Raw genomic sequence first — 19,420 nt, 5'->3', positions numbered from 1 at the left:
TATTTTTTTTTTTTGGTAAAACGTTGAAGGGTAGGTTATACATCATAGAGTACCACCTTACATATGTACTCATTTCCTTTTGAATTTTTAACTTTTTTCTCGGAAGATTTTTATTAAAAGGGTGAAAAATATTTAAATATCCATTTTCTTTTTTGTCAATGGAAATTTGGGAAATGTTGGAAATCTATTGTTTTTAACATTTTTTAAAAGGTTTATCGACGTGATGGTTATGAAAATAAAAAGAATTCTATTATTAAGTTTTCTTGCGAGTATTTTGTTAATTAATTCGCAAAATATTGGATATTTTAATTCAGTTCAAGCAGAGACACCTCAATTTGCTTGTTCTGGGACAGTTTCAGGATCAGATACAGGGGATCCAATTTATGGTGCTACTGTAAAATTATATTGGGATGATTCTGGGATTTCTCCTACTGGTATTGATGTTCCTCAATCATCCGGAGTGACATTGGTTCAAACCACAAGTACAGATGCATTAGGAAGATACAGCGTCTCATATGGTGCGATCTCAGGTACATTTATTGTAGAAATTTCAAAATCAAATTACCAAACATCAACCCGTACCTATGTAGAAATTGGAACATATGTATGGAATCCAGTACTCACAGCGGTCTCTTCACCGTTTACTTGTACTGGTTATGTTACGATGATTGGAGGATCTCCAATTTCATCTGCAACTGTTCGAGTAAAAACAGAAAGTGGAACCACGATTGCTTCAGATTCAACCGATTCAAATGGATACTACAGTGTAACTGTCTCAAATCCAGATTCATATTCAGGAACAACTTTTACAGTTGAAGCTGTAAAAACCTATTTTGGCACACAAAGTTCTTCTTTTACAAAATCAGGAAGTCATACTAAAAATTTCCAATTACAATGTTCACTAGGAATGCATTATTATGGATATGTAAAGGATTCATCTGGTACTCCTATTCAAGGCGCAACAGTATCAATTACAAATTTAGGTTCTGATACAACAGATTCAAGTGGAAAATATGATATTATTGGAGATTCAGCAGATTATGTAATATCTCCATTTGAAATTACCAAATCAGGATATCAAGATTACCACTCTCTTGTAGAAATAAGCAGTGGTGATCAACAACGAGACGCAACTCTTTCATATTTGCCTTCATATGAACTTCAATGGTCTTCTCCTGCAGCAGGTACATCAATAACATTCGGACCGGGTAGTGATCCTTTTCTGTTTAATTTTAGTTATACTTATAACGATATTTCAGATGTTCATCTCTTTCTGAATGATCATGATTATGGGAGTGTTTGGGGAGATAATCAAATTTCATTAAGTTATGATAGTAATATTGATGGTGATATAGTTGCTACTTTGGTTGGTTATGACGGTTCTGGAACTGAACAAGTTTCTAGTGTTCGTAATTTTCACTTTACTTGGATTTACTTTCAAGCAAATGAAACTTTAGAAACTGGAAGCGAAATAATGCCTCAAGAATTATATACAATCATTCATGACCCTTGTGGAGATGGTTCTACTTCGACATTTGAACAAAGTAGTACATTTACTTTAGGTGTTGGTGTTGAATTAACTGCAGGTGCAACTGCAACTTTTGAGATAGGCGCGGAGGGGAGTTTATTTGGAGTTGGTGTTGGTGCTTCTACCAAATTATCATTATCTCTTGAAGCAAGTTTAGGTTATGATTTTGAATATGAAATGACAACATCAGATGAATTAAGTTCATCAGATGTGTCTGACGATCCTGATTTTATTGGTCCAGGATATGGAGACATTTATTGGGGCGAAGGATGGACTTATATTTATAATATTGTTGCGAAAAGAATTGAATATTTTAATGGTACAATAAAATATACAGAACCAAAAATATTATATGGAATTGAAAGAAGTAGTGAACTCATTGTTAACTCACTTCATGCTCCACAAGATTGGAAAGATTTAAATCCAGTTTTAAATGGTTATGATGGAGTAATCTTCGATGATCAATCAAAAACATTTGATGGCGGTCATTCATATACTTTTACTAGATCTTCAACAACAACCAATACTTTATCTCAATCATTAACAATAACTCTAACTGATGAACTTAAAACAAAGATTGGTTGTGAAGAAACAACACTTGAAATATCTGTTAGTTTGAATGTGCATGGGTCTGAATCTTGGGAAAATATGGTGCAGACCAGTTATACATTAGCAGACGACGAACCAACAGATATTTTTATGGTTGAAATCGGAACAGATCCATTGTATGGAACACCAATTTTTAAAACAGTATCTGAGAATTCCTTAAGTTCAGCACCTTTAGAGTACGATACAATAGATTATATTCCTCCTGAAATATTAAATCCAATTGCTTATCTCGATTCTGATGGTGTAGAACCAAGCCCAAGTCAAGATGATACTCCAAAAATTCGAGCCACAATTACAGATGAAGGTGGAATTGCAACAGCAAAAGTTTATTATTCTATTGATGGAGGGAATTTTTATTATCATGTTGATATGACTCAAATTCCAGATACAGATTTGTGGGAGGCAAATATTCCTTCTCAAGATCATGGAACAACTGTTTATTGGTATATTAGAGCAGGAGATAATTCAAATCATTATTCAAATGCTACAGATGAATATGGAAATCCATTTACATATACTGTTGTAAATCGTAATCCCAGTGTTTCTCTTATTTCTCCAAATGGAGGTCAAACATATTCCGAATCAATTCAAATTTCTTGGACTGGTTCAGATCAAGATGCAGATAGTTTAACCTATTCTTTGGGTTATTCATTTGATGGAACTATTTGGAATTCAATTGCAACAAATTTAGTAGGAAATACTTATATGTGGGATATTTCTAGCTTTTCAGATAAAGATACTGTTATAGTGAGAGTAATTGCATATGATGGCTATGGAGGTGAAGCTTCAGATGAATCGGATTTTGCATTCGCAATAAATAATCCAGATGTACCTAGTGTTAATTATCTTACACCTCTTGGAGGTTTTTCATATTCAGGAATTATTTCTATCAGTTGGGAAGTAACAGATATTGATGGATTTATTACTTCATTTGATTTAGCCTACTCATCTGATAATGGAGTATCTTGGACTACGATTGTTTCTGATTTATCTTCATCTGTTTATTCATATGATTGGAATTCTTCAAGTTTGATTTATTCTAATCAAGTAAAATTAAGAATAATCGCAAACTACGAGATTGAAGGAACACCTGATGCAACTTTTGATTTATCTGGAATTATGACAATTGATAATCGTCCAAACATGATTGTTTCATTAATATCTCCAAATGGAGGTGAACGATTTGAAGATAGTGTATCAATTGCATGGGATGTTAATACTCTTTCTGAAGTTGTCTATGAATCAACTTTAGAATATACTGTAGATGGTTCAACCTACAATACTATTGCAACAGGCCTAACTGGTACAAATTATGTCTGGAATACCCATTCAATTCCATATGGCACAAATTATCGAATAAGAGTAACAGTTAGTGGAACTTATTTAGGATATACATTAACAGATGAATCAGATATTTCTAATGGGGCCTTTACAATTGACCCCGATGTATTAGCACCAGAATTTACATCCACACCAAGCAACCATGTATATGAATTCGCTGAAAACGGCCATACATTAATTTGGACTGCAACTGATCGGAATCCAAAAGAATATAGTTTAAAACGAAATGGTGAATTCTTATATGAATCAGTTACATGGACAACATCACCAGGAACATTTGAATTTTCATTAGATGGTTTAGCTGTTGGTGATTACACATATGAATTTAGTGTGATGGATATTTGGGATCAAATATCAACTGATACTGTGTATATAACGATAACTGATTCAAGCGCTCCAATTTTCCATTTTAATACACCAACAAATGGATCTAGCTTTGAATTGGGAACAAATATTGAGTATTCATATACTGCATCAGATCCATCAAGTTACAGCATTGAACTGAAATTAAATGGTTTAACTATATCTGATACAGGAGTTTTAAGTGGATTGAATCCAGGATCATATAGTTTAGTTGGTTATGCGACAGATGTATATAATAATATCGCCATTGAAAGAATAGATTTCATGGTTATTGATAGTCAAGCTCCAATTGTTGAAATTTTAAATCCATCTGATGGTTTTGTGTTTGAATATGGTTCAGATGTGAGTTACGATTACACAGTTTCTGATTTAGATTCATTCACGACTGCAGTCTTTCTAAATGGCGTTGAAATAACAGATAATGGTATGTTAAGCAGTCTAGCTATAGGCTCATATACTCTCACTGTAAATGCTGTTGATAATTCTGGAAATACTGGTTCTGATTCAATTTCATTTACTATTTCTGATACCACAGCACCTATCGTTGAGATTATACTACCAACAGATGCTTCTGTGTTTGAATATGGTTCAGATGTGAGTTACGATTACACAGTTTCTGATTTAGATTCATTCACAACTGAAGTTTTTCTAAATGGCGTTGAAATAACAGATAATGGTATGTTAAGCAGTCTAGCTATAGGCTCATATACTCTCACTGTAAATGCAGTTGACGGTTCTGGAAATACTGGTTCTGATTCAATTTCATTTACCATTTCTGATACTACAGCTCCTGTTGTTGAGATTACACTGCCAGCAAATAGCTCTGTGTTTGAATTCGGTTCAGATGTAAGTTATTCATATTCTGTTTCTGATCTTGATTCAATAACAATTTCAATTTATCTTAATGGTATTGAAATAACAGATACTGGTGTTTTAAGCAATTTAGCGATAGGTTCATATACTTTAACTGTGAATGCTGTTGATAGCTCTGGAAGTACCAGTTCTGATTCAATTACATTCAGTGTTTTAGATACAACTGACCCTGTAGTGTCAATATTATCTCCAGAGTTTGGATCTGTAGCTGAATTTGGAGAAAATGTGGAATATTCTTATGAAGTTACTGATTTAAGTGATTACTCAATTACTGTATTGCTAAATGGTGATGAAATCATTGATTCAGGAATAATGAATGATTTACTAATAGGTAATTATACATTAAGGATCGTTGCTACTGATGAGCAAGGAAATTCGGGATATGATGAGATTGTTTTCTCTGTAGTTGATTCTATTGCTCCTATCATCAACATACTCTCTCCAATTAATGGAACTATCTTTGAATTTGGGGAATCAATAACATATTCATATGAATTTTCTGATATGGACGACGTAATAATCGAACTATTGCTAAACGGGGATTTAATTGAAGATGTTGGAACATTTGAAGGATTAAATATTGGAGAATATAATCTTGAAATTAGAGGTACTGATAATTCTGGTAATGTAGGAACAGATATGATTACATTTGTTGTAGTTGATACAACAGCGCCTGTTGTAGTAATCAATTCACCTGAGGGAGATTCAACATTAGAATTTGGTTTGAATATCACATATACATATGAAGTTTCTTCAGAACAAGAGATTTCTATCCATGTATTCTTAAATGAGGAAGAAATAGAAGATACTGGCATACTTACTGGTCTTGAACTAGGTGAATACACTTTAACAGTTGAAGCTGTTGATGGTTATGGTAATACTGGCTCTGATAGTGTTACTTTTATTGTTCAAGATACAATTGCACCAGAAGTTTCGATTTTAACACCAGAAAATGGTGAAGAATTTGCTCATGAAAGCAGCGTCAGTTATTCCTATTCAATTTCTGATTTGAATGAATATGAAGTATATATTTATTTAGATTCGAATTTAATTGAAGATACAGGCATATTTGATGATTTATCAGATGGAGAACACACTTTACGTGTTGTTGCTATAGATTTAAGTGATAACACAGGATTTAGTGAAATAACATTTATAATTCTTGAAGATAGTGAAATTCAAATTACAGTAACCAGTCCTAATGGTGGTGAAATTGTAAGTGATTTATACAATATAACATGGGAAATAGTAAATCCTCAGGCTCTTGATCTCTGTTATAATTTGTATTATTCACTCGATAATGGTATCACTTGGATTTCGATAGTAAATAACACATCTGATACATACTATTATTGGAGTACAAATGATATCGAAGGAACCTTTACAAACAGTCTTATTAAAGTAGAAGCACACATAGTGAGTGATTCGATTATTTTAAGTGAAGATACATCTGATTATACATTCACAATTGTGAATCAAGCAGGTGGTGGAATTCCGGGATATTCTGGTTTAACTTTAGGTATTTTTGGTCTTTTTACTTTGATTGCAGTTTACATATTCCAATACAAACAGAAACATCAAAAATAAACACAAAAAATAGTTAGTCTCTATTTCTTTTTTTATTTTTTACATTACTAATTTTTTTTTCTACTTACAAAAATATAAATAATTACGTTTTTATTCGAATATTACGCGTATATTAATATATCGCGTTCAGATTCCAATCTACAGCATACTTTCAATACTTTATTTCTTAAAATTAAATTTTGTTTTTTAAAATAATCAAAAGGTTGGAAAAAATAAAAAATATGCATTAAAGTAATATGAGGGATTTATCTAATGAAGCAAAAAAGGTTACGACTTGTCAATATTGGAATTATTTTGACAATATTTGTGTTTTCATTTGTAGATTTGAATTTTTCAAATGTTTCAACAGAAAATGACAATACATATAAAAACAATGAAATAACCAATCAGAGAATTTCAAACATTGATGAAAGAAAAGTATTCGCAGATTTCCTTGCACCGAAAGTGGCATATGAATCTGGATATCGAGAAGAGTTATATGTTGATATAAATCTTGAAGGAAATATTTATTCAGAATATTCCTTTGGGGGTCCTAATATACAATTAGGAGGAGAAATTCTTGAAATGATTAAAAACAATTTTCCTGAAGTATTTAGTGCTTTTCGTTGGGGAGATTGGTGGCTATCTGAATCTATGGGTCCTTGGGATCATAATTCAAGGATACAATTGACTTTTGAGACTGCAGATCATGAACAAGCAAGAGATTGGGCAAATTGGATGATGGGTTTTGTCAATTTCTTTGTCTATAGTGATTATTATGAAGATGGTATATGGTCTTGGGATGAAGAATGGGATGGAACTTGGCACACACTCACATCGGTTTCATTTTCCACAAGTGTTCAATGGCCACTTTTAATGGATGATTATAATAGCCTAATTCCAAAATCTTACGGTGGTATAGCAGAAACTATTGATATTTCAAATGCCTCTGCTCTACGAATGTGGATGTGGAATGGAGGAGATAGAATTTATCAATCATTTGGAGCCAGCTGGAATCATGATGTTGAAAAATTAATCGGTGGGTTTTATTATGAAATTAGGGATATCATACCATTTACGATATTACAACGTTCTCCTTATCAAAATCCTGATGATCCTCTTCAGATTCAATGGCAACTACCTGAACTTTGGAATCTTACGTATTCTCCAGGTTGCTGGTCAGAATATCATCCAAATATTGAAGAACCTTGGAATTTACATGATCAATATTCTGTATTTTTACAAATTAATGAGGGAGATACATATACAGAGTGTTGGGTAGATTTTGATACACAATTTCATCCTTATGATACTCTACCAATGGAACGTGCTTCAGTAGAGGTGAATCCATATGGATATGATTTATCCGTTATTCAAGTTAACCATGAACTCGCCTATTTTATTGATCTCATGCCATATACAATTTCTATGCCTGAATTATTTAAAATTGACCTAAATATCCGAAAAGCAGACCCTTGGCATAATCGTAATGATTCTGTAGTAAAAATTGATCTTAATTTTATTCAACCTGGTAATCATCAAACAGAAATTAACTCTTTCATTGCAAATCTTAGCACAACATATAATTGGAATTTAGTTGAATCATATAATGGGTCAGATTGGCAAGAATGGAGATTTGATGAAGCTTTTGAATCAGATCATTGGGAAATTTTGTTGAATACATCAGATACTTCTTTAAATTGGACAGATTACTTAATAAATTCATGGATTTATAGCCAAAGCGAAATGCTACAGAATTCTGAACTAAATAAAATGGATTTCTATCGTGAATCAATAGAATTTGACCCCCATATGGGAGGATATTGGATTTCAAACATAGAGTGTTATTGGAACTCAATTGATGTTATGACAAAAAATCCTGTAAAAATCTATTCTGAAAATGATTTAAACCCACATTCATTTGATTTTACAGATTATTTTGGGTGGAGTAGATTGAATGTAAGCACTGGTTTTTATAAAACAGAAGCACAAGTCAAATTACCGATTTCTGATGAATGGAATGGTTTTAATTTGACTTATCCAGAATTCAATAACGGTTACGGTTTTAATATTTGGTATTGGTGGAATTGGGATGAGAATAATGTTGAAAATTTGAATCTACATTTGGAGTTATTTACCAATGATGCATTTTACGAAAAAGATGGAACCAATCATAGTGTTTCAGATTTTTGGTTGGATTTCAACTATAATTTCCATCCTGATTCAGATGATTTAATTGCTCCAGGTGGAAGATTTGGATGGTTCAACACAACTTCACAAGAACCAGTATTTGACTATCAACCAGAATTTTGGAACAAAGGTACCTATTCAAATGTAGAACGAATTACACTCGAATCTTGGGATAATTCTTGGTTAAATTGGTGGGGCAATGACGTCTATAACGGCACTGATATTTATGGAGACCCACAATTTTATCAACGATTTCCAACATCAGAAATAGTCAACGTAACATATGATATTTGGTGGGGTGATTTACCAATCCCACATGAAGATTTTCACTGGGCTTATCAAATGTACTTTAATTCAACTAATAATTACTGGTATCGTGATTTAAATACAACTGAGTTAGCTGATGGATGGTATTATATGAATGCACTTATTACAGATGCAGCAGATAATGTTGGTGGTTGTGGATGGGGCATTGAAGTTGATAATTTCAATGAATCATTTGTAACACCAGCAACAATCGAGTTTTTAGATCCAACTCCTATTAATGGGAGTGCTGTAAACGGTACTGTTACTTTTAAAGTTAATTTAACAGATGATATTGGTGTTTTTGCAGCTGTATATACTAAAGACGGAACTGGTTATGTTTTAGATGCTGATAACTATGTCTCTGAAGGTATTTATGAATTCACATGGAATACATGGGCTGAACCCGAAAACAGTTGGCATCTTTTCAGCTTGACTGTATGGGATATGGAAGGTCATAAATCTATTGTCTATTATAACTTAACAGTTGATAATTTCCATCCTGGAAATGAACCGTTTGTTGAGATCGTTTCTCCAGCCACAGCTGATGAAACACTGCAAGGTTTTTATACATTTGAAGTAAACATTACTGATGATTGGGGTATCTCTTCTGTACAAGGTAGAATTGACGAACGTGTAAATAAAAATCTAACATATAATAACATAACAAAATTATGGGAATTTGATTATGATCTTTCTACTTTAATACATGGAACGCATAATTTTACTGTTCGAGTCATTGATATTGATGATCCTCATCATACTCGAGAAGAATCTATTGCTTTCTTTGTAGATAAGCTGCCTAAGATAGAATTCGTTTCACCATCTGAAAATGATTTGGTTTTAAGCGGAGAAATTACTTTTACAGTCAATATTTCAGATGATGAAGGTATTGACATGGTTCGTGCTCAATTTGATTCAGAACCTTTTGAATCAATGATATTCAATTCAGGAACGGGATTATATGAATTAACGCGAAATGTAACTCTGTTAATCAACGGAACTCACACATTTACTGTTGAGGTGCGTGATATAGATGCGTATCAGAATATTGTTACAAAAACACTTACATTTATTGTAAATGATTCAGTAACTGTTCCTATTAGTGATCCTCCAGTAGTTACCTGGATATCTCCTAATGAGATCGGCGAACATCTTGATGCTGTTTCATACACTTTTGAAATATCGATTACTGATGATTATGGTATCGATTCTGTAGTTGCACAAATTGATGATGGGAGCATTCTTCCAATGATTTTCAATTCTGGAACAAATAGTTGGGTTTTATCATATAATTTAGCTACCCTTTCTTCAGGAACTCACACAATTACAATCTCTGTTACTGATACTGATCCTGTACCTCACACCATTCAAGTCTCACGAATATTCTATGTGGATTACAGCACACCTCCATCGTATAAAAATGTAGTTCCTGGAAACTTCACCAGTGCAGATGATATATTTACAAGTCCTGTTGACTTTTCCATTGATGTATTTGATGAAGATGGAATCTCTTCAGTACAAATTCAAATCTATGAAGTAACTGGAGTAAATCCTACAGATATAAATACCCCAGGAGATGTTGATTTATCTGATGTGCGAATTTTAACTGGATATCCTATGGATATGACAGAAGGAAATACTATAGATAATTGGACCACATATACTAATACATGGGATATTTCCAAATCCAATTCTGGTATATATTTAGTAGAAATAACGATTGCGGATAGTGGTGTCATTCAAGGGACAACAACAGTTAAAATGCTAGTAATTATTCAAAATTCCAGTATAGCTGAAAATCCTTTTGGTAATATTCCTGGATTTCCGTTAGAAATATTTATTGCCATGTTTGGAATTGCAATAATCACATTATATAAGCGGTTTAAGCGAAAGTAAACAAACATTTCGCTTTTTTTGTTTTTAATTACTATTTTTTATATTATAGAATTTTTTTTTGATTGTTTTTCTTTTTTTCCCATTCTTGTTTTAGGATAGAACTTATTTGGAGATTCACAAATTCTCCGCGCTCAAATTCATAATCTCTCAATATTCCTTCTTTTTGAAAGCCTAATCGCTTAAGAAGTCGAATAGATGGTAAATTCCTTGGATCGACCAACCCTTCAATTCTATTGATATTCAACTCTGTAAATGCATAATTTAAAGCAGCATTCCCCGCCTCTGTCATAAATCCTTTTCCCCAAAAAGAGCGCTTTAATTTATATCCAATTTCGCATTTAAAATGATTTTTTTTCCAATTATGAAATCCTATATCGCCAATGCATTCATTTGTATTTTTTAATGCAATTATCCATCTTATTCCTTCACCTTTTTCAACCAAATCAACAAACCATTTTAATTCATTCCTCACATCATCTAAAGTTTTAAAAGGTTCCATACCAATGTAACGCATTATTTCTTTATCTTGCAAAATTTCTTTTTGAATTTGTTCATCATCTTTTTGGGGTTTTCGTAATTTTAAACGCTCTGTATGTAGAATGGGAAATTCAACCATGAATTGAAAAAATAATTCTGTTTTAAAAATTTTTTTTGTTAAAATCTATTTTGTTCATTTTTTTTAATAATTCAATTAAGTATATAGAAGATTTCAAGCGTTCAAACTAAACGAAAGAATCGAGCTGAACCGTAAGAAATTTCTTTCACTTTTGAATTCGCTCTTAATTCAGAAATTATTTGTTCTTTTAATTCTTTGATTTTATCAAGATTATCAATTATTCTTCCATGTAAAAATGTTTCAATATCTTCTTCTCTCATGGGGTGCCTTCCTATTATATCTATGATAGCTTCAATAGGATTTTTTTCTAAAGAACTAAAATTTCCAGCAGGAAAATAGTCCATACGGCGCGCATTTAGTATTTCACGTGCTTTATCTATATTCTCTTGATTTGGTATTTTTACCCATGATTCTGCTGGCGGTCTAACAGGAACATTAACAAATACTACATTTGGATGGATTTTTTCAATTAGTTTTGCAATTTTTGAGACTTGTTCTTCATTATCATTTATTCCTTTAACTAACATTACTTCAAGATATAATATTCCGGAAAATTCTTCTCTAAATTTTAAATAACCTTCATATCGCTTTTTGAAATTAATTGATTTTAACGGACGGTTAATTTTTCTAAAGCTTTCTTCATTCCAACTATCAAAATTGAGAAGAACAACATCTGCGAGACATAAATCTTGTCGAACCTGTTTATTAAACAATAATGATCCATTAGATATTACTGCAACTGGCTTTTCTTGAATATTTTTAATTTGATTTATAAGTTCACCTAAACCTTCATAAAGTGTAGGTTCTCCATCGCCTACAATCGTGATAATATCATATTGTGCTTCACTAATACTAGATAAGTAATCTTGTAGTTCTTGAAGGATTCTGGTAATTGGAAAAAATTTACTGCGATTTTTTGTGTATTTCTTTGTTCTTCCAAGTTGGCAATAAATACAAGAAAAATTACAAGTTTTTTTAGGAATTGGGCTAATACCAAGTGATTGGCCCAACCTCCTCGAAGGGACTATTCCAAAAACAGTGTGAATTGTTTTATCTTTTGTTGTAGATATTTTCCTCAAAATAAATCAAGAATTAAAAGTACTCAATCAAATTAAATAAAACTTATTCGCACTTATCGCATTTATCGCACTGAAAATTTCAAGTGTGAATAAGTTTTGTAATATATATCTTTTTTAGGTTATAGTTACTTGGTTACTTAGTGATATTGTTACTATGTCAACAATAAAATTTGATCATCAAAATGAGCTAGATGAATTAATTGCACGGATTTATCTCGATACTAAGATTAAATTGACAAAAAAAGAATTATTATCACTAATTTTTAAAATTGGTAAAGAGAATTATCAAACTATATTAGATATTCTTAAAAATAGAGAAAAGACGAGTAACTCTAATATTCGTGATGAATTTATTAATTTCTTTTCAGGAATTTTGACTGTAAAAGAACCTGATGAAATTAATCCTAAGGAAATTTGGAATACTACGGAGTTGGATTGACATTACAGATTATTTCGTTGATACAAATATTCTTTGGTGGTATTTGGTTGCTAATTCCAAGAATCATAAAATTACTAAAATATATTTTGATGAATTGATTAAAATTCCAGATAATGAATTTTTTATTAATGAATTTATCATAATCGAATTATCTCATTTATTAATAAAAAAAGTGGGAGAAAAAGGCTTCAATATTGCAAAAAATTTACTTAAATCGAAATTTCCTTTTTTTAAAATATTTTTTGACATAATTAATAAGGGAGATCTAGAAAACACGCTTGATTTTTTATATAAATATGGCTTAAAAACAAGCATAGGTGGACGCGATTCAACGATTTTACATTCAATGAATCTTCATAATATTAATAATATAATTACAAATGATAAGGCATTTTATTTTATAGAAAATATAATTGTTCACAATCCATTTTCAAATAATTAAAAGAATCATAAGTAAAGCTAAAAATTTTAAATTGCAATTCTATTGCATTATTGATCACACTTATGAAATTTAAAAATAAAAGAGTAAAGAATAAAATATCTGATACACCTCATAAAAAAATGAATAAAATAAATGCTCCTTTTATTGGCAGGCAACTATCACGTTTTAAGCTTGGCATGTCGTATTTAACTTTAGGAATGAGTTCTATTACTGCTGTAATGACAACAAAATATGCATACGATTCACTTAGTATTTGGCTTATTTTAGCTGTTTTAGTGCCTGTTGCTTTAATAGGAACAATATTACTCGGTTATTTTCTTGATAAACTTGATATATCGACGCAAGATCAAAGAAAAAGTAATGAAATGACTCATCGCTTTTTATTAACAAGTGATATAAAAAATCAAGAATTTCAACTGCTTCAAACAAAAATATTATTGATGGCGCTTCAAAACATAAAAGATAAGAAGGATATAGATATTCAAAGATTAATGGATGAATACACAATATATTTAGATAAATGGAAATCACCCGAACAAAAATAATCTCTTTTTTACTTGATATTTTACTTAAAAATTTACTTGATTTTATAATTGATTTGTTCTTATATATCATGATAAAAATGGATATTATTTTTCAACCAATTGGCACAATTTATACACCATATATTGAAAAAGCACCTTATCAACCAGTGACAAATGATAAAGGTATTTTCTATATTGAACTTCAAAAGGCTTATCTTAAAGGACTACAAGGTTTGGAGAAATTTCGTTATATTTTTGTTATTTTTTATATTGATCGATTGAACAAAAAAGAATACATTAATACCGTTCAACCACCTTGGGTTGATAATATGGAAGTTGGGGTTTTTGCATCGCGTTCCCCTCATCGTCCAAATCCTATAGGACTTTCTATTGTTAAATTGAAAAAAATTGAGGATAATAGAATCTATACTTCAGGTTTAGATGTATTTAATAATACTCCTTTATTAGATATCAAGCCCTATATTCAAGATTTAGATGCAAAAAGCGATGCAAATTATGGTTGGTTACAATTTAACAATCGAGATGATAAAGAACACTTACTTCTTCATATTAAAGGTGTTCCTCATTGATTTAATTAAAGTAAAATAAAAAAAGAAAAATAAAGAAAAACTTATTCGCACAAATACAATAATTATGATATGATTTTTAATGAGTGACCAACATTTTCTATGATCTCTAAAGCTTCATCAATATCTCGCTTTGAATGAGTAGCAATAATACTACTTCGTAATAATTCATGACCAATTGGCACTGCAGGAATCATATAAGGATTAGTATACACTCCATTATCCAGTAACCCACGCCATAATTGAAAATTCTTTACTTGTTCTCCTACAATGATTGGTACAATAGCAGATTCACTGTAAACTGTGTTAAATCCAGCATTAACTAATCCTTTACGATAATGTTTAAGTAAATTTCTTAGATTTTCTCTCATATCATCACCATTTTTAATTAATTCTGTTGCTTTTATAACACTAGCACAAGATGCAGGGGGCATAGATGCACTGAAGAGAAAACTTCTTGCAGTATGTTTCAGATAATTTATTACTTCTTCAGAAGCAGAAGCAAATCCACCTATAGACGCAAAAGATTTGGAAAAAGTACCAGATAATATGTCTACATCATCCTTCTTTAAACCCAGATGATTTGGTGTTCCTTCTCCATGTTCTCCAAGAACACCTGTTGCATGAGCATCATCAATCATAACTTTTGCATTATATTGATGAGCTATTTCAGTTATTTCTTTTAATGGCGCCAGATCACCTTCAATGCTAAATACACCTTCTGTTATCAAAAGTTTTCCTGCTTCTTTTGGAAGTTCACGAAGTTTCTTTTCAAGATCTTGAGGATCATTATGTTTATACACAATAGTTTTTGCTTTCGATAAGCGACATCCATCAATAATTGAGGCATGATTCTTTTCATCTGAAATAACATAATCCTTTTTAGTAGTTAATGCCCCTATAATTCCGATATTCACTTGAAATCCAGTTGAAAATGCGATAGTATCATCATATCCTAAAAATTTTGAAAGTTTTTCTTCCATTTCACTATGTAAATCAAGTGTTCCATTTAATAATCGAGATCCAGTGCATCCAGTTCCAAATTGATCAATAGCATTTTTTGCAGCTTTAAGCATTTCTGGATGAGAAGTCAAACCCATATAATTGTTACTTCCGAGCATTATTGTTTCTTTTCCTTGAATAGAAGTACGTGGTCCAATAGTTGCACTAAATTGAACAAAATATGGATATAATCCAAGTTCTTTGAATTTTTGTGGTTCAGTAAATTTTTCTGCCTTTGTAAAGATGTTTTTCATTAAATCACTCTCATTTATTTTACTTATTTGGTAATAAGTTTAACTGATAAGTATAAAAATATATAGTTTGAAAATTTTAATATTGAAATTAACAAAAAATACAAAAATACAAAAATACAAGAATTCTCCTTTTATCAATTTAGAAAATAAATACAGAGCCAAATATTATTTATATATCCAAAATTATTTTCAAAAGGAACGAAAGTAATATGAATGATTTACATTTTATTCAAGAATATAAACCAATCTCTGTTGCATTTCATGACTATGAGGATAAAAATGGAAATAAAGAAGGAGAAATGCAAATCACTTATGAAAAACCTCTTTTTTGCTCAATATCGAAAATTCTGCAAATAAATAAAGAAAAAGAATTTACCACTGTTCTTTTAGTCGATACAAATGGAAAAGAAATTTTTGCGTTTGTTTATAAAGATATTGCCAAGATATTAGCTGAACTGCCAAAATCATTTTTTCCGATAACAGTGGTTATAATTAAGGGAATATTTAAGATTCTTCCATCAGGACAGCGTTATTTGGAAATTCATCATGTAATTTTAGATAACTTTACATATATCAATTCTAGTTGGATTGGAGGTTATGAATACTGCGAAATTCAGTCTTTTCTTGATCTTTATTTTAATGTAGCAAGTGAAGCAAATGAATACATGATGTGGGGAAATTTAATTCATGATTATCTTGCGATACTTTTTCCCAAACTAAAATCTTCAAATAATTTCCGGATTCCCACTAAACAAGATATAATAAGCGCTTTTCAAATTGCAGTCTCGCAAAATTGGCAGTATTTTGTGATTTTAGGAAAATTAGAAAAAAATATTATTAATGAATTCTATGAAAACTTTTTAGAAAATGAATTGGAATTTATAAGAACTCATTTACAAGATTATCAAAAAAAATATTCACGTTTTGATATATTCTGCGAAAAATTTGTTCAATCACCTGTGATTGGATTACAAGGAAGGATTGATAGATTTATTTTAGATTTAAAACAAGAACGATGTACTATTATAGAAACAAAAACAGGAAGAAGTAAAAGAGCTTCTCAAATGATTGCATATTATCAAGGTTTGACTTATGGGGCAATTTTGCAAGATTTATATCAATGGAATATCGAAGAGATTCTTATTGAATATCCACGACATCCCCCAAATGAGCGTTTTTCACATTATTCATTAAATCCATCAAACAAAAACAAAGAAATTGCATCCAAAAGAGCCATAGCGCTGCAATCTCCCGATTTTTTACGAATATTGAAAATTAGAAATAAATTATGGAGTTTTTTAGTAGGAATTACTCCTTTAAAGAAACCAGATACACCTTGTGCTCAATGCAGTGCAAAAAAAAAATGTAAAATTTACTTAAATTTATATAAAGATAAATTTTATCAATTAGGTTTAAAATCTGGGACATCAGCTAACGAACAAACTATTAATGATATAATTTTTCAAACAAGTTCCATTTCTGAATCTACATCTAAAAAAGATCTAAAACTTATCCGATTTTATGCAGATTGGTTTCAATTTTTAATTGATCACGAATTTTTGGCTGTTAAACGTGATATGCTAAAGAGTTTTAACGAAATTGAGATTCAAGAAGAGAAAGGTGTAGCAATTGGGGGATTAACCTTATTATTTAATGATTGCTTACCTTCAAATTCAAAGAATTTGGTAAATCAATCATTCCAATATCAATTTTCTAAACCAGCTGCCAATTCAAATCAAAAAACTCGATTTCGCCCAGGGGATTATATATTAATCACTCCACAGACATTAAACAAGTACAAGGTAGGTAGTATAAGTGGAATAATAACTGAAATCAATTCAGAAATCATTATCGTTCAAACTTCACAGACATTAGAAAAATTTGGAAAAGATTTTAAAAAACAAAAATATCGAATTGATTTTTCTTTTTCAAATTATCATATTTGGCAGTATAAACAAGCATTAGATATATTTATCAGGGCATCATTTAACCCAGAACAAAGTCATGAACAAATTTTCAAAGATTTACTCCTTTTTAAAGAATATCCTAAACTAATTAAAAATATTCCATCGATTTCTGAGCTTGAAAAAGAAAAAAAAGAAAAAAATGAGATAAAAAATAAATTAAATCAAAGCCAAATACAAGCAATTAATAGTGCATTACAAGCTAAACGACTAGCACTAATTCAAGGTCCTCCTGGCACTGGAAAGACAACTGTAGTCATCGAAATCATCCATTATTTTCTTAAAATATACCGATCCAATCACCTACAAAATAAAAATCTACCTAAAAATCGAGTAAATGCATTAGATCGTTTTATTAAAACACGAAAACGCTATATTCCTCCAAAAATTCCTGTTTTAATTTGTGCTTTTACAAATAAAGCTGTTGATATTTTAGTAGAGAAATTGATTCGACGTTATCCAAAAATTAAATGTATCCGTATTGGCAATGTTCATGGTTCTAACTCTAAAATTGTTAAAAGCCATAATTTAGAAATTTTATGCACATATAAGAAAAAAATACAGAATCAAAACGAAATTTTGGCTGTTGATCCTCTAAAAGCGCGTCTGTTGCTAGAGAATGTAGATGTAATTGCAACAACCACAACTATGGCTGGATCATTATTACTTGAACCGTACTACTTTGCTATGGTAATTTTAGATGAAGCAGGACAGATTTTGGAACCTGGGGCAATAATTCCTTTGCTAAAAGGAGAAAAAGGAGTTTTAGTAGGAGATCATCAACAATTACCACCAATAACTCAATATAGAATTCTTAATTATGATAAAAGTTTAATAAATTTAGATAGTTTAATTAACAATCCACTATTTGCAAAATTAAATTTTGACTATCAATCTGGATTAAATAAAACACTTTTTAAACGACTTCTACCTCGATTTCAAAAAACTTCGAATTTTACATTACTACAATCACAATATAGAATGCATAAAACGATTTCACAGTTTATTTCACACACATTTTATGAAGATAAATTAATTCCTGGTACAATTAACGGAAAAAATATTGGAGATTTTACATGGTTAGATTTTCTTTTTCGATTTTTTCCAAATACTACACAAATCGATGAGATCTTCCTCACAATTTCTAATCTGGGAAAATTTGTATGGAATTCATCTAACAGTATGATTTTCTTAGATACAAAAAAATTGAAAGGATATGATTCATCTAATAATCATTTAGGTACTGGAAATGAATCAAAATACAATACAACTGAAATAGCTACGATCAAAGTTATTATAAAAGAATTAATATCTGCACTTCATGATTCAAATCTTAAGCAAATTGCAATTAATGAAATTTTAGAAAATATTGGAATAATTTCTGCATTTAGAGCGCATAATGCAAAAATATCTGAAATGATAAATAAATTTCAAAAAAAAATAAGAAATCAGCAAACTGAAGAAATTCAAATGAGTAATAAAAATATATCTTTTAATAACATTACAGTGGATACTGTTGATAGATTTCAAGGAAATGAGCGAGAAGTGATAATCTATAGTTTCGTGGATTCAAGACCTGATTGGGAGTTAAGTTCATTAAATTCTGATTTTCATCGACTAAATGTTGCAATCAGTCGTGCTCGGACTAAAATTATATTTATCGGTGATTCAGCCACATTATGTTCTAATTCCTCAAATAATTCCCCACAAACAAAAAAAATTAAATCAATTCATACCCAGCTTCTCTTACATATTAAAAATTCAAACGGATACTGGTTACTTTCTCCATTTGATTTAGAAATCAAAAAAAATATCAAAAATTAAAGAATTTGGAGTATTTA

At 30.6% G+C, this 19,420-nt stretch carries 10 protein-coding genes; 7 read left to right on the top strand and 3 right to left on the bottom strand.

The window, feature by feature from the left end; all coding sequences use genetic code 11:
* Nucleotides 1-229: 229 nt before the first annotated feature.
* A complete protein-coding gene (locus ACXLDF_RS13125; RefSeq protein ID WP_457558992.1) occupies nucleotides 230-6,301 on the top strand; it encodes a hypothetical protein in 6,072 nt (2,023 codons plus the stop codon).
* Nucleotides 6,302-6,553: 252 nt separating this feature from the next.
* Complete coding sequence (locus ACXLDF_RS13120; RefSeq protein ID WP_457558991.1) at nucleotides 6,554-10,672, top strand: Loki-CTERM sorting domain-containing protein; 4,119 nt, start codon at nucleotides 6,554-6,556, stop codon at nucleotides 10,670-10,672.
* A gap of 43 nt (nucleotides 10,673-10,715) precedes the next feature.
* On the opposite strand, the gene ACXLDF_RS13115 is transcribed toward ACXLDF_RS13120, so the two are convergent.
* Both ACXLDF_RS13115 and ACXLDF_RS13110 read right to left on the bottom strand, forming a co-directional pair.
* Nucleotides 10,716-11,288 (bottom strand): GNAT family N-acetyltransferase, encoded by a 573-nt coding sequence (locus ACXLDF_RS13115; RefSeq protein ID WP_457558990.1) that lies wholly within the window; start codon nucleotides 11,286-11,288, stop codon nucleotides 10,716-10,718.
* 101 nt (nucleotides 11,289-11,389) lie between these two features.
* A complete protein-coding gene (locus tag ACXLDF_RS13110) occupies nucleotides 11,390-12,298 on the bottom strand; it encodes a radical SAM protein (protein WP_457558989.1) in 909 nt (302 codons plus the stop codon).
* A gap of 223 nt (nucleotides 12,299-12,521) precedes the next feature.
* On the opposite strand from ACXLDF_RS13110, the gene ACXLDF_RS13105 reads away from it, so the two are divergent.
* The 4 genes from ACXLDF_RS13105 to tsaA all read left to right on the top strand — a co-directional run bounded on the left by ACXLDF_RS13105 (nucleotide 12,522) and on the right by tsaA (nucleotide 14,362).
* On the top strand, nucleotides 12,522-12,806 hold the full coding sequence (locus tag ACXLDF_RS13105) for a hypothetical protein (protein WP_457558988.1): 285 nt from the start codon (nucleotides 12,522-12,524) through the stop codon (nucleotides 12,804-12,806).
* The gene (locus ACXLDF_RS13100) at nucleotides 12,760-13,248 is read left to right on the top strand and encodes a type II toxin-antitoxin system VapC family toxin (protein WP_457558987.1); all 489 of its coding nucleotides are present in this window, start codon (nucleotides 12,760-12,762) and stop codon (nucleotides 13,246-13,248) included. The genes ACXLDF_RS13105 and ACXLDF_RS13100 overlap by 47 nt, the downstream gene beginning before the upstream one ends.
* Nucleotides 13,249-13,424: 176 nt before the next feature.
* Entirely contained in the window at nucleotides 13,425-13,793 is a 369-nt protein-coding gene (locus ACXLDF_RS13095; RefSeq protein WP_457558986.1) for a hypothetical protein, read from the top strand.
* Complete coding sequence (gene tsaA, locus ACXLDF_RS13090) at nucleotides 13,769-14,362, top strand: tRNA (N6-threonylcarbamoyladenosine(37)-N6)-methyltransferase TrmO (protein ID WP_457558985.1); 594 nt, start codon at nucleotides 13,769-13,771, stop codon at nucleotides 14,360-14,362. Before ACXLDF_RS13095 ends, tsaA begins: the two co-directional genes overlap by 25 nt.
* Before the next feature lie 62 nt (nucleotides 14,363-14,424).
* Here the strand turns inward: tsaA and ACXLDF_RS13085 are convergent, their stop codons facing one another.
* Nucleotides 14,425-15,615 carry an aminotransferase class I/II-fold pyridoxal phosphate-dependent enzyme gene (locus ACXLDF_RS13085; protein ID WP_457558984.1) on the bottom strand — a complete coding sequence of 397 codons (1,191 nt, stop codon included), beginning with the start codon at nucleotides 15,613-15,615 and terminating at the stop codon, nucleotides 14,425-14,427.
* Nucleotides 15,616-15,824: 209 nt separating this feature from the next.
* Here ACXLDF_RS13085 and ACXLDF_RS13080 point away from each other — a divergent pair, with 209 nt between their 5' ends.
* On the top strand, nucleotides 15,825-19,403 hold the full coding sequence (locus ACXLDF_RS13080) for an AAA domain-containing protein (protein ID WP_457558983.1): 3,579 nt from the start codon (nucleotides 15,825-15,827) through the stop codon (nucleotides 19,401-19,403).
* Nucleotides 19,404-19,420 lie beyond the last annotated feature (17 nt).

The organism is Candidatus Harpocratesius sp. (assembly GCF_054039255.1).
This window is presented reverse-complemented; position numbering and strand designations above follow the sequence as displayed.

Coding starts and splice junctions, on each gene's coding strand:
- ACXLDF_RS13085 (WP_457558984.1), bottom strand. CDS start 15,615: ATGAAAAACATCTTTACAAAGGCAGAAAAATTTACTGAACCACAAAAA.
- tsaA (WP_457558985.1), top strand. CDS start 13,769: ATGGAAATCACCCGAACAAAAATAATCTCTTTTTTACTTGATATTTTA.
- ACXLDF_RS13120 (WP_457558991.1), top strand. CDS start 6,554: ATGAAGCAAAAAAGGTTACGACTTGTCAATATTGGAATTATTTTGACA.
- ACXLDF_RS13080 (WP_457558983.1), top strand. CDS start 15,825: ATGAATGATTTACATTTTATTCAAGAATATAAACCAATCTCTGTTGCA.
- ACXLDF_RS13095 (WP_457558986.1), top strand. CDS start 13,425: ATGTCGTATTTAACTTTAGGAATGAGTTCTATTACTGCTGTAATGACA.
- ACXLDF_RS13105 (WP_457558988.1), top strand. CDS start 12,522: ATGTCAACAATAAAATTTGATCATCAAAATGAGCTAGATGAATTAATT.
- ACXLDF_RS13100 (WP_457558987.1), top strand. CDS start 12,760: ATGAAATTAATCCTAAGGAAATTTGGAATACTACGGAGTTGGATTGAC.
- ACXLDF_RS13115 (WP_457558990.1), bottom strand. CDS start 11,288: ATGGTTGAATTTCCCATTCTACATACAGAGCGTTTAAAATTACGAAAA.
- ACXLDF_RS13125 (WP_457558992.1), top strand. CDS start 230: ATGAAAATAAAAAGAATTCTATTATTAAGTTTTCTTGCGAGTATTTTG.